9 protein-coding genes are annotated in these 12,510 nt (G+C 62.6%); 5 read left to right on the top strand and 4 right to left on the bottom strand.

From position 1 onward, the window contains the following. Both FFI89_RS10095 and FFI89_RS10090 read right to left on the bottom strand, forming a co-directional pair. A complete protein-coding gene (locus FFI89_RS10095) occupies window positions 1-1,317 on the bottom strand; it encodes a CmpA/NrtA family ABC transporter substrate-binding protein (protein ID WP_138835193.1) in 1,317 nt (438 codons plus the stop codon). 354 nt (window positions 1,318-1,671) lie between these two features. Then, a complete protein-coding gene (locus FFI89_RS10090; RefSeq protein WP_138835191.1) occupies window positions 1,672-2,586 on the bottom strand; it encodes a dioxygenase in 915 nt (304 codons plus the stop codon). 151 nt (window positions 2,587-2,737) lie between these two features. Here FFI89_RS10090 and FFI89_RS10085 point away from each other — a divergent pair, with 151 nt between their 5' ends. From FFI89_RS10085 to FFI89_RS10070, 4 genes are all read left to right on the top strand, one after another. Then, a complete protein-coding gene (locus FFI89_RS10085; RefSeq protein WP_138835189.1) occupies window positions 2,738-4,012 on the top strand; it encodes a serine hydrolase in 1,275 nt (424 codons plus the stop codon). 140 nt (window positions 4,013-4,152) lie between these two features. Next, entirely contained in the window at window positions 4,153-5,661 is a 1,509-nt protein-coding gene (locus FFI89_RS10080; RefSeq protein ID WP_138835187.1) for a sensor histidine kinase, read from the top strand. A 154-nt stretch (window positions 5,662-5,815) separates the two neighbouring features. Continuing rightward, the gene (locus FFI89_RS10075; protein WP_138835185.1) at window positions 5,816-7,138 is read left to right on the top strand and encodes a dicarboxylate/amino acid:cation symporter; all 1,323 of its coding nucleotides are present in this window, start codon (window positions 5,816-5,818) and stop codon (window positions 7,136-7,138) included. A 427-nt stretch (window positions 7,139-7,565) separates the two neighbouring features. Beyond that, window positions 7,566-7,961: a helix-turn-helix domain-containing protein gene (locus FFI89_RS10070; RefSeq protein ID WP_138835183.1), complete on the top strand. Its 396-nt coding sequence runs from the start codon at window positions 7,566-7,568 to the stop codon at window positions 7,959-7,961. A 104-nt stretch (window positions 7,962-8,065) separates the two neighbouring features. Here FFI89_RS10070 and FFI89_RS10065 read toward each other — a convergent pair whose 3' ends face one another. Next, window positions 8,066-9,733, bottom strand: coding sequence for an FAD-dependent oxidoreductase (locus FFI89_RS10065; RefSeq protein ID WP_138836252.1), 1,668 nt, complete (start codon window positions 9,731-9,733; stop codon window positions 8,066-8,068). 71 nt (window positions 9,734-9,804) lie between these two features. Then, the gene (locus tag FFI89_RS10060) at window positions 9,805-10,788 is read right to left on the bottom strand and encodes a tripartite tricarboxylate transporter substrate binding protein (RefSeq protein ID WP_138835181.1); all 984 of its coding nucleotides are present in this window, start codon (window positions 10,786-10,788) and stop codon (window positions 9,805-9,807) included. A gap of 333 nt (window positions 10,789-11,121) precedes the next feature. Between FFI89_RS10060 and FFI89_RS10055 the strand changes: the two genes are divergently transcribed. Then, window positions 11,122-12,459, top strand: coding sequence for a murein L,D-transpeptidase (locus FFI89_RS10055; RefSeq protein WP_246669410.1), 1,338 nt, complete (start codon window positions 11,122-11,124; stop codon window positions 12,457-12,459). Window positions 12,460-12,510: the final 51 nt, after the last annotated feature.

Raw genomic sequence — 12,510 nt, 5'->3', positions numbered from 1 at the left:
TCAGACGTCAACACGCTTGATGGACAGGGACTTGAGGTACGCCGCAGGATTCTCCGGGTCGAACACCTTGCCGTCGAAGAAGGTCTCCTTGCCGCGCGAGGTCGAGGTCGGAATGTCGGCGGCCGCAACGCCGAGCTCCTTGGCGGCATCCTTCCAGAGATCTTCACGGTTGACCTTGGCGATCAGCGCCTTGGCGTCGTAACCGGCTTCATACTTGCCCCAGCGGATATCCTCGGTGATGAACCAGAGGTCATGGCTCTGGAACGGATAGGAGGCATGGTCGCGCCAGTACTTCATGATGTGGGGCGAGTTCTCGACCACCTTGCCAGGCAGGCCGTAGTCGAACTTGCCGGCGCTGCGATCGAGTACGTCCTCGACCGGGCAGTTCATCCACTGCCGCTTGCCCATGATGGCCGCCAGTTCAGCCTTGTTCTCCATCTTGTCGGCCCATTGCTGGGCTTCCATGACCGCCATCAGAATGGCCTTGGCAGCCTTCGGATTCTTGTCGACCCACGCCGCGCGCATGCCGAGCGACTTCTCCGGATGCTTGTTCCAGATCTCGCCGGTATTGACGGCGGTGTAGCCGATGCCCTGGTGGATCAACTGCAAATTCCAGGGTTCGCCGACGCAGAAGGCGTCCATGGTGCCGACCTTCATGTTGGCCACCATCTGCGGCGGCGGCACCACGATGGTCTCGACGTCCTTGTCGGGATCGATGCCACCGGCGGCCAGCCAATAACGGATCCACAGGTCATGCGTGCCGCCCGGGAAGGTCATGGCGATCTTCGCCGATTTGCCGGCCGCCTTCTTCTGTTCGAATACCGCCTTCAGTGGCGACGAGTCGGCTCCGATCTTGAGGTCGGCATATTCCTTGGCGATCGAGATGCACTGCGCATCGAGATTGAGCCGCGCCAGGATGTACATCGGCGTCGGCTGGTTGTTCTGCGTCACCTTGCCGGCCGAAATCAGATACGGCATCGGGCTCAGGATGTGCGCGCCATCGATGCCGTTGCCTTCACCGCCGAGCACGAGGTTGTCGCGGGTCGTTCCCCACGACGCCTGCTTGGCGACCTCGACGTCGGGCATGCCGTATTTGGCGAACAGGCCCTTGTCCTTGGCGACGAACAGCGGCCCGGCATCGCTCAACGCGATGAAGCCGAGCGTCGCCTTGGTCACTTCCGGACCCGCGCCCTGCGCGAAGGCGCCGGCCGGGAAATTCAACTTCGCAGCGGCGAGCAATGCGGCCGTGCCACCGGTCGCTTTCAGGAGCTGACGACGGCTGAGGCCGCGGGAGGTCGGAAGTGTGGGCTTCGTCATGGGTATCGCTGTCCTTTGCATCTGAGCGGGCCGTCCGTTTGGCAAAGCCGCGGGGCGCACAGGGGCGCGTTCCGGGGAGGCCCCGGAGTTGCGGCGTTACAATTCGGATGATTGGTCTCGAGGGACGGCTACAATGGCGTCAGCACAAGCTATTCAAGCTTCGTGCCAAGCCTCCCGCATTACAAAAAACTGATATATTTCAGCGAAGTATGGGTTAGGCTGAACGGCTCGCAAACACCGGCGCCAGCACCCAAAATTTGCGATTCGCTCAATTCTTGTGCGGCGCACAAGAATTGAGCAGGTGCTTTCAAAGCGGCTTCAGGCGTGTTCTCAGGCGTGTTCTCAAGCGTGTTCTCAAGCGTGTTCTTGGGCCTTCGCCGCCATCGGTTTCGGCGCGGCGCCCTGGCCGGGCTTCATGTGGAATTCGTACGTCATCAGGTGCCACGGAACCTCCGCTGGCTTGCCGTCCGGCATCAGCGCATCGGTACGTTTTTCGATTTTCGCAACCAGCTCGTCCTTGACCCCGAACACCACGTCGGAATCCAGATATTTGTCGCCATCGATGAAGACGTGCGTGATCAAAGGCTCGTAGCCTGGCGCATTGACCAGGAAATGCACATGCGCCGGCCGCATCGGGTGACGGCGGACCTGGAGGATCATCTCGCCGACCGGACCGTCGGTTGGAATCGGATAGCTGCACGGCAGAATGGTGCGGAAGAAGAACCGGCCGTCGGCGTCGGTGACGAAGCGCGCCCGCGACGACGGGCCTTCGGTCGCATAGGTCGGCCGCTGTGAATCGTAATAGCCTTCGTCATCGGCGTGCCAGATGTCGACCGGCACATTGGCCAACGGCTTGCCGTTGAGGTCGGTGACGCGGCTCTGCACGAACATCCGCTCGCCCGGCAGATTGGCCGAGACGTCGGTGCCGTGCGGCATCACCTTGTGCTCGCCGACATAGAACGGGCCAAGCACGGTAGTCTCGGTGGCGCCTTCGCGCTCCCGGTGGTTGACGGCGTCGACCAGCATCGAGACGCCGAGCACGTCGGAGAGCAGAATGAACTCCTGCCGGATCGGGGTGCATTTCTGCCCGGTCCGGGTCAGGAAATCGATCGCGTATTCCCATTCCTCGAAGGTGAGACCGGTCTTGCTGACATAGTCGTGTAGCGACTTCACCAGTTCCTGCAGCAGGAATTTGGCGCGCGGATCCGGGGTATCGTCGAAGCTGCGGATCACGGCGGCGGTGAGTTCGGTCTCGTTGAACTGGGTCATTTTGGCTGTCCTGCGGGCTGCGCGAATGGCTCTGCCAGCCTATAGCACCGTTCGGCCCAAGGGTATCCCATGGGTATGCTCAGGCCGTTGGAACAGGCTACACTTTTCGGCTATCTAGGTCCGTACCCAGCCTGCAGGAGATCAGCCCCTGATGTTAGCCCCCACCCCCGCCTCGCCCGAATCCGCCGGAATGTCCAAGCCGGCGCTCGACCGTCTCGAAAATCACCTGAAGCAGCGCTATGTCGATGCCGGCCGCTTCCCCGGAACGCAGTTGCTGGTCTATCGGCGCGGCAAGATCGTCCACTCGACGGTGCAGGGCTTTGCCGACGTCGAGCGCAAGGTTCCGGTCAAGGAAGACACGATCTTCCGGATCTATTCCATGACCAAGCCGATCACGTCGGTGGCCTTCATGATGCTGGTGGAGGAAGGCCGCGTCGCGCTCGACGAGCCCGTCCATAAATACATTCCGGAATGGAAGAACCTCGGCGTGTTCCTGGCCGGCACCTACCCAGCCTTTCTGACCCGGCCGCCGTCGCGGCCGATGCTGATCGTCGACCTGCTGCGCCACACCTCTGGTCTGACGTACGGCTTCCAGCAACGCTCCAATGTCGACGCCGCCTATCGCGAGAACAAGATCGGCGAAGTGATCAAGGCCGGCACGCTGCAATCGATGATCGAGGACCTCGCCAAGATTCCGCTGGAATTTTCGCCGGGTGAGGCCTGGAACTATTCGGTCGCCACCGACGTGATCGGCTATCTCGTAGGCAAGATCAGCGGAATGCCGTTCGAGCAGTTTTTGAAGGAACGGATCCTCGGCCCGCTCGGCATGAACGATACCGACTTCTTCGTGCCGAAGGAAAAGGCCCATCGCTTCGCGGCCTGTTATTCGGCCGACCCGCAAGGCGGTTTCAATCCGCTCGCGGCCGATCGCAAGGGCACGCTGACGCTGCAGGACGACCCTGCCACGAGTTCGTTCCTTTCACCGCCCTCCCTTGTTTCCGGTGGCGGCGGCCTGTGCTCGACCGCGGCCGACTATCTCACCTTCTGCCGCGCGCTGCTCAATGGCGGCGAACTCGGCGGTGTGAGATTGTTGGGCCCGAAGACGCTGAAATTGATGGCGTCGAACCACCTGCCCGGCGGCGTCGACCTGCCGGCCATGTCGCGCTCGATGTTCTCGGAGGCGGCCTATAACGGCATCGGATTCGGTCTCGGCTTTGCCGTCACCATGAATCCGGCGCAGACCCTGATCGCCGGCAGTCCCGGCGAATTCAACTGGGGTGGTGCTGCGACCACGTCGTTCTTTATCGATCCGGCGGAAGAGCTGATCACCATCTTCATGACGCAGGTGTTGCCATCGAGCGCCTATCCGCTGCGGCGCGAACTGCGCACGATGGTGTATGCCGCGATCAGCGACAGCAATCTATAGAAGCAGATCCGGGTTCCGCGACGCCCAAGACAGGCGTCGTGGAACCCGCCCGCTGTCCTGAACTGATTAATATCCTTGGCGGATTTCGGCCGCTTCTCCTATGCTTGACGTTATTGGGCCGATCCGATCCGGGACGTGCATTGCCAAAACTCTCACTGCCAGTGCGTCTCGCACTTCTGGTCGCGGGAACCACACTGCCGCTGATTATTTTCGCGGCCGGCATCGTTTACAATAATTACGAGCAGGATCGCAGGGACGCCACGCAGCGCGTCGGGGAAACCGTGCGCAGCATCCGCCTGGTGCTGGATGCCGAAATGCTGCGCATGACCGGGGCGCTGCAGGTTCTGTCGCTGACCAATGCGCTGCGTGATCGTGATCTCAACGGCTTCCGCCGGATGGCGCAAGGCTTTCTCGAGCAATATGCCGAAGGCGGCGTCGTGCTGGTAGCGGATCGCGAAGGCCGCCTGGTATTCTCTTCCGTCACGTCTGAAACCGCCGACCTGCCGCTACGCAACAACCGCGCGATGGTGGACAAGGTCTTTGCGGAAAAGAGGCCGGCCTACTCGAACCTGTTCAGCGGCGCGATCAAGAAGCGCCTGATCGTGACGGTCGAAGTTCCGGTCATTCGCGACGGTGAAGTGATCTACGACATCTCGTTCAGCCCGCCGATCGAGATATTCCAGGCCATGATCGAGCAGCAGCGCCCGGGCAAGGACTGGACGATCTCGATCTTCGACGGCGAAGGCATCAATCTTGCGCGCGTGCCGAATTCGCTGGAAACCATAGGACAGCGCGCCTCGCCCTCGCTCTATGCAGAGATGTTCCACAACCCCGAAGCGACGTTTTCGGCGGTGTCGCTCGAGGGCGTCCCGCTGATCACCAGCGTGGCGCGCTCTTCGCTGACCGGCTGGACGGTTGCCGCCGGCATTGCAGAAAGCTCGCTGGTCGCCCCACTATGGCGCAGTCTCGCAATCACCAGCGTGATCGGCGGCGTGCTGCTGATGGTCGGCCTCGCCTTTGCGGTGCGAATGGCCACCGCGATCGCCCGCGGCGAGATGCTGCACGACCTGCTGATCGACGAACTCAACCATCGGGTCAAGAACACACTTGCGATCCTGCAGTCGATCGCGACGCAAACCTTCCGCAGCGCGAGCCGGGCCGAGCGCGAGAAATTCGAAGGGAGGCTCGGCGCACTGGCGGAAGCGCATAATCTGCTGAGCCAGGAGAAATGGCAGGGTTCCGAATTGCAGGACGTGGTGGCGCGGGTGTTGCAGCCGTACCTGCTCAACAATCCGGAACGGATGCGGATGTCCGGGCCGACGGTTCCGCTGTCGCCACGGCTAGCCGTGATCCTGTCGATGATCGTGCACGAGATCGCGACCAATGCCGCCAAATACGGCGCGTTGTCGAACGATATCGGCACCGTCGCGCTGGACTGGGAAGTGCTTTGGGAAGGCGACGGACGCAAACTGCGCATGATCTGGACCGAGGCCGGGGGGCCCCACGTTACGGCACCGGTGCAGCGCGGCTTCGGGTCGCGGCTGATCGAGCGCAGTGCCCGCGACCAGCTCGGCGGCGAGGCCACCGTCGATTTTTTGCCCCATGGCGTCGTCTACACGGTGAGCTGCGCGCTCGAAAACGAGGGCTGACGGTGGCTGGATTCCGCAATCGAGGCAATGGCTTGAGCGGCCGATGGTGCGGTCGAGCCGGCGGTTTCGCGCGCGTTTCCCGATAACGCGGGCTACCCGCTTCTTGGCATATAGTTTGCTGTGTTTGGTCCGAAACCAATCGGGGAAGCAGGCCATGTCGACGATCGCAGCACCGGCACCAACAGAAGCGCGCAAGCCGCTCTACACCTCTCTTTTCGTCCAGGTGCTGGCGGCGCTCCTGCTCGGAATCGTGCTCGGCATCGCCGCGCCCGATTTTGCCGTTGCGCTCAAGATCTTCAGCGACGCCTTCCTGAAGCTGATCTCGATGATCGTGGCGCCGATCGTGTTCTGCGTCGTGGTGCACGGCATCGCCGGCGCCGGCGACCTGAAGAAGGTCGGACGGGTCGGCGTCAAGGCGCTGGTCTATTTCGAGACCATGACGACGGTTGCACTCGTCGTCGGCCTGCTGCTGGCCTACCTGTTCGGTCCCGGCCACGGCATGAACATCGACACCTCGACGCTCGACGCCAAGGCGCTCGGCAACTACGCCGACAATGCCCACAAGCTGCAGGGCGGCGGCATCGGCAGCTTCCTGATGAACATCATCCCGACCACGTCGTTCGACGCGCTGTCCCGCAACGACGTGCTGCAGGTGCTGTTCTTCGCGATCCTGTTCGGCACCAGCCTGGCGCTGGTCGGCGGCGAAAAGGCCGAAAAAATCACGTCGTTCATCGACGCCGTATCGACCGTCCTGTTCCGCACGATGGGCCTGATCGTACGTGTCGCGCCACTTGGCGTGCTTGGCGCCGTGGCCTATACGGTCGGAAAATACGGCGTCGGCTCGCTCAAGCAACTGCTGTCGCTGGTCGCGTTGTTCTACGTTTCGGTGGCGATCTTCGTTTTCGGCGTGCTTGGCGGCGTGATGGCGCTGGCCGGGCTGAATATTCTCAAATTCCTGTCCTATTTGCGCGAGGAACTGACGATCGTTCTCGCCACCGCCTCCTCCGACGCCGTGCTCCCGCAGATCATGCGCAAGCTGGAACGGATGGGCGTCAAGGACTCGGTCGTGGGCCTGGTGATCCCCACCGGCTACTCGTTCAACCTCGATGCGTTCTCGATCTATCTGACGCTGGCGGTCGTGTTCATCGCGCAAGCCACCAACACGCCGCTGTCGTTCGGCGACCTGCTGCTGGTGCTCGGCGTCTCGCTGATCACCTCAAAGGGCGCGCATGGCGTGCCCGGTTCCGCGATCGTCATTCTGGCGGCGACGCTGAATGCGGTGCCCAGCATTCCCGCCATCGGCCTCGTGCTGGTGCTGTCGGTCGACTGGTTCATCGGCATGGCCCGTGCGCTCGGCAACCTGATCGGCAACTGCGTGGCGACCGTCGTCGTCGCGGCATGGGAAAACGATCTCGACCGCGACAAGGCGCGACGCGTGCTCGACGGCGCCGAGGTGGTCGACGTCACGGCGGGCTGACACGGCGCAACGGGCGAGCGCCGGGCCGGTCGATGCGGGTCCGCCTACCTCCGTAGTAGTACCGATATCGAGGTGCTGGACGGCTGGTTGGCCCGGTGGAAGGATAGGATAGCCTGCCGATAGTAAGTATGCTCTCAAAATCTGTGTCCATCTAACTCGCGGTGGTTGTGGTCGGACCGATATTTTGGCACATGTAGGATGCGGGGTTTTCGTCAATGACGCCCCGGGCGCCAACGGTTGAGTTTGGCTGACAGCGCCGGTATCAGGATGCCTCCAATGCGCGCGAGCGTTTTTGGCTACCATCCGGCTCTCAGGACTCCTGGGTTTCCTACGGCGAATTCACGGGTCGATACGGACTTAACGCAGTAACTAGGGATGAACCCCTGATCTATTTCAGGGCTTCGGATCGAAGGACGGTAAAACCAGAATGATCAGATCAGCAGCAAAGAAGATGAAGCAGCGTAGTGCCGGCAAACCCGACATTGAATTGGGCAAGCGGATTCGCTTGCGGCGCGTAGAGCAGAAGATTTCGCAGGCAGAGCTCGGCGACAAACTCGGCGTCAGCTTCCAGCAGGTCCAGAAGTACGAAAAGGGTGTCAACCGCGTTGGCGCTGCCCGTCTGCAGCAAATCGCCACCGCGCTCGACGTGCCAGTGACGTTCTTCTACGACGGCGACGGCAAGGCGCGGGAAGTCGAAAGTCTGCTGTTCCTCGACAGCTCGTTCAGCCTGCGGTTGCTGCGCGCCTACAGCAAGATCAAGGACCAGACCGTTCAGCGTCAGCTGGTATCCCTGATGGAATCGATTGCCGCCAACGAAGCCTAGAGCCTTATCGGTTCTGATTGAATCAGAACCGGGCTCTACTCTTTTGTTTGACGCGTTTTCTTTACGCGAACCGGCGCCCACTTCGCTCGAAAACGCTATGGGCGCTATCGCGCCTGGATCGCGGCACCGCGGACCCGATCGATCGTTGCGAGAGAATCGGCGGGTAGCCTGTTGCTGCGCCAGGCCACATGTTGGTCCGGCCTGGACAAAACCAGTTTGTCGCCATCGTAGATGGCAGAGCCATCTGAGATGGCAGAGTCCGGCCGTTCGACGTCGAGAATCCTGAGCGGTACGCCTCTGAGCCGTGCGGCGGCTTCGAGCGCCGCGACGTCTTCGGCGGGATCGAACCGCAACAGCGTGAATTCCGGCCCCATCGCGTCATAGAGCGAGCGGCCGTCCGTGCACCACAGATGCGGCGTGCGACAACCCGGCACCGTCGACGGCGTGTAGCTGTCCATCGTGTAGGCCGGATGGGTGGCGCCGTCATAGGCGATGATCGGCGAACGATCATAATAGGTGCCGAAGTTGAGCCCGGCGCAGGCATATTGCTGAACATTAATTTCGTAGGTGAGACGGCCGACCTCGCGGCGCGCGCGCTCACCTTCCGGTCCCGCTTGCTCGATTTCGTCGGGCACCGAACCGCGGCGGCGGATTTCGGCCTCCGCGTGCGACATCGCAAACCGTGAGACCTGGCTGGTGATCGGCCACCGCTCCGCCTGATAGGCGTCGAGGATGGCCGACGGCGCCCAACCATTAAGATGAGCCGCCAGCAGCCATGAAAGGTTCATGGCATCCGCAATGCCGGCATTCATGCCGTAGCCGGCATAGGGCACCCAGATATGGGCGGCGTCGCCGACGATGAAGGCGCAGCGGTCGCGAAATTTATCGGCAATCAGCCGGCGGCCATACCAGTCTTCCTTCGAGATGATCTCGTAGTTGAAACCGTCTTCCACGCCGAGGATGGTCCGCAGGCAGGCATCGCGATCGACCTCGTCGAAATCGCCCTCGCCCGGCTTCATGTAATTGTGCACCAGCCAGCGCTCGCGGCCGTCGATCGCATAGACCATGCCCGAGCGGCGCGGATTGATCGACCCGGTACCCCAGGCAGGCGCGCTGTGCTGGCGATCGATCAGCCCGGGCGCGCGGATGTAGGTCGACTGCACGCGCTGGATCACGGCATCGCCGGACAGTTCGGCGCCGATCGCCTTGCGAACGATCGAGCGCGCGCCGTCGCAACCGATCAGGTAGCGGCAGTTCACCGGCGTAACCGCGCCGGTGTCGAGGTCACGCAAGCCTGCGCGCGCGCCATCGTCCGCGATCACGACATCTCCGACCGTGGTGCGGCTGATGATGCGGATGCGCGACTGCGCGGCTGCATGCGCAAACAGGATCGGCTCCAGAAAGATCTGGTTGATGCGGTGCGGCGGCTCCGGCGTCGGCCAGTTGCAGTCGGGGCCCTCGGTCGCCGTAAAACGGTCGCGCCGGCAGGGAATATGAATCCGTGTCAGCTCCTGGCCCGTGAACGAGGTGCGGTAGCTGATGTCGTGCGGATAATCCGCCGGCAATCCGGCATTGCGGACCTTGTCGGCGAGGCCAAGCCGCCGGAAGATCTCCATGGTACGGGCAGCGACGTGATTGCATTTCGGCTCGGGCGGCGCGGCAGCCGCGCGCGTCTCCACCACGGTCACGGCGATACCTCGCCAGGCGAGGTCGATCGCAAGCGTCAGCCCGACCGGTCCGGCGCCGACGATCAGGACATCGGGATCATTCATGTCGGGCACGGGCGGTGCGCCTGCAGGTGAGTCATTTCAAGACTTCTTTGTTTTCTTGATCTTTCGTCGCGTCATTCGAACTCGGCGCCGGAGTTCTGTACGATCACCGCCCAGCGTTCGATTTCGGTCTTGATGTAAGCGGCAAAACCATCCGGTGTCGAGGGCGGCAGCGGCTCCAGCGACATCGCCGTCAACTTGTGCCGCATCGCGGGATCGGCCATCAGTTTGGCGATCTGCGCCGCCAGCGCATCGACGATCGGGCGCGGCGTGCCCGACGGCGCCACCACGCCCTGCCAGGCGACCAGTTCAAAGCCGGGAAGCCCGGCTTCGGCAAGCGTCGGAATGTCGGGGGCCGCGGCGACGCGCTTTGGCGTGGTCACGCCGAGCACCCTCACCTTGCCTTCGCGGATCTGCGGCAGCGCCGGCTGCAGATCCACCACCATGAACGGGATATGCCCCGCGATCACGTCGAGCATGGCCGGCACGCTGCCGCGATAGGGCACGTGCCTGATATCGATACCCGCCGCCGACTTCAGCATCTCGGCGCCAAGATGTTGCGGGCTGCCGTTACCGGCCGAGCCGTAGGCCAGTCCCGGTTTTGATTTGGCGTAGGCAATGAATTCGACGAGCGTCTTCGCCGGGATCGCGGGATTGATGATCAGCGCAAAGGGGACGCCGGCGACCAGCGCGATCGGCGCGAAATCCTTCGCGGGATCGTAAGGCAGTTTTTTGTAGAGCGTCTTGTTGATGGCGAGCGTGGTCGAGGTCGCCATCAACAGCGTGTAACCGTCCGGGTCGGACTTGGCGACCTGATCGGCGCCGAGCGTCGTGCCGGCTCCCGGCTTGTTCTCGACGATGACGGTTGCATCGAGGCCGCTCTTGAGCTGGTCGGCAACCAGCCGCCCGAGCAGATCGGTGGTGCCGCCGGCCGGATAAGGCACGATCATCTTGATGGTCCGGGCGGGATAGGCCGATTGCGCCGACGACGGTGAACCTGCGAGCCAAGCCAACGCTCCGCCACACCCTGCAATCGCTTCCCGGCGCGTCAACGGCATGCCGTTCTCCCAGTCACGCTTTTCTTGATTCTGTTGCGAACCACCATAGCCGCCGCGGCGACATATCAAAGGAGACAAAAGTCCAATCACGGCGATCCGCCGGCTTTGGATCGAAGCTCCAAATTTGAGCTTCAGATTTAGGCCTGGGGATTTGCGGCAGTGCAACAGCCGCAACGGCAACTTAATCTTACCGCAACTCTCATGGGGTAATCCTTGCCAAACGCTGTCGTGGAGCAGCCTAGCTCATTCGTTCAGTCCGGGCGGCCGGGCATTTGATTTCAACTCCCGCGCATCGCGCACATTCCGAACAAGCCTGACATAGGGAAGTCTGACATGCAGAGAATGACAATCGTTGCCATGGCCGCATGGCTCGTGGCCGGGCCGGCGTTTGGCCAAGGCGCCGGATCTGCGGCGAGTTCACCGGCAGCGCCCCACCCGGCCGCAGCGGCGGGCACAGCGCCGGCCGCGCATACGGCGCCGCCAAAGCCCGCCGTCGCTACATCGACGCCGGAATCACGTTCGGCCGCAGCGCTGGCGCTTTCGCACGAACCGACCTTCGACGAAGGCAGCGCGCAGCGGATCCGCGACGCCGCGCTCAGTTACTCGGATCTGGCGGTACGCGGCGGATGGCCGACCATTCCCGCCGACGCGAAATTCGCGCAGGGAGTCCAGGGGCCGAATGACGACCTGTTGCGCAAGCGACTGATCGTCACCGGCGATCTTGCCGCCGACAAGGCCTCCGGCGCCTACGACGATGCTCTCGCCGAAGCCGTCAAGCGCTTCCAGGCCCGCCACGGCTTGGCGCTGACCGGAACGGTGACTCCGCGCACCCTGGCCGCGCTCAACGTTTCCATCCAGAAGCGCATCAAGCAGCTCGAAGCCTCGCTGACGCGCCTCGAAAACATCAACTTTCCGTTCGGCCAGCGCTATGTGGTCGTGAATATCCCGGCGACGTTTGCCGAGGCCGTCGAGGACGACAAGGTGGTGCGGCGCTATCGCGTCATCGTCGGCAAGACCGAAAAACCGTCGCCGACCCTGACCGCCGAAATCACCAGCGTCAATCTCAACCCGACCTGGACCGTGCCGTCGTCGATCGCCAAGAGCGAGATTTCCGCGCATATGCGCAAGGACCCGACCTATCTGTCCCGCATGCACATGGACGTGCTCGGCGCCAACGATGCGCCGATCGATCCGCAGTCGGTCGACTGGTCCGGCGCCCACACGCCGAACTTCACGGTGCGCCAGCAGTCCGGCACCTGGAACGCACTCGGCGCCGTCAAGATCGACATGCCGAATTCCTATTCGGTCTACATGCACGACACCAATCAGCGCAACCTGTTCAACGACGACTACCGTTTCGATTCGCACGGCTGCTCGCGCGTCGACAATGTGCGCGACCTCGCGGCATGGCTGTTGAAGGATCAGCCGCAATGGAGCCGCGCCGCGATCGATGCGGCGATTGCGACCGGCGAGCGCCATGACATCCGCGTCACCAAAAAGATTCCGGTGGCCTGGATCTACCTGACGGCGTGGATGACCAAGGACCAGACGGTGCAGTTCCGCAACGACATCTATGCGCAGGACGAACAGCTGCTGGAAGCGACCGCGGAGGAAGCCGCCTTCTTCAACAAGGCCGCCGCCCATCCGCTGACGGCGCATATGACGCAGTAGAGCATGATCCGAAAAAGTGGGTACCGGTTTTTCGAAAAGATCATGCTCAAA

The sequence above is a fragment of the Bradyrhizobium sp. KBS0727 genome, assembly GCF_005937885.2.
GTDB lineage: Bacteria > Pseudomonadota > Alphaproteobacteria > Rhizobiales > Xanthobacteraceae > Bradyrhizobium.
Note: the sequence above shows the minus strand (reverse complement) of the source record. Positions and strands in the feature narration are given on the sequence as shown.

Excerpts from the sequence above, each read along its gene's own strand:
- FFI89_RS10085 (WP_138835189.1), top strand. The coding sequence starts at position 2,738 with ATGTTAGCCCCCACCCCCGCCTCGCCCGAATCCGCCGGAATGTCCAAG.
- FFI89_RS10095 (WP_138835193.1), bottom strand. The coding sequence starts at position 1,317 with ATGACGAAGCCCACACTTCCGACCTCCCGCGGCCTCAGCCGTCGTCAG.
- FFI89_RS10070 (WP_138835183.1), top strand. The coding sequence starts at position 7,566 with ATGATCAGATCAGCAGCAAAGAAGATGAAGCAGCGTAGTGCCGGCAAA.
- FFI89_RS10060 (WP_138835181.1), bottom strand. The coding sequence starts at position 10,788 with ATGCCGTTGACGCGCCGGGAAGCGATTGCAGGGTGTGGCGGAGCGTTG.
- FFI89_RS10055 (WP_246669410.1), top strand. The coding sequence starts at position 11,122 with ATGCAGAGAATGACAATCGTTGCCATGGCCGCATGGCTCGTGGCCGGG.
- FFI89_RS10065 (WP_138836252.1), bottom strand. The coding sequence starts at position 9,733 with ATGAATGATCCCGATGTCCTGATCGTCGGCGCCGGACCGGTCGGGCTG.
- FFI89_RS10090 (WP_138835191.1), bottom strand. The coding sequence starts at position 2,586 with ATGACCCAGTTCAACGAGACCGAACTCACCGCCGCCGTGATCCGCAGC.
- FFI89_RS10075 (WP_138835185.1), top strand. The coding sequence starts at position 5,816 with ATGTCGACGATCGCAGCACCGGCACCAACAGAAGCGCGCAAGCCGCTC.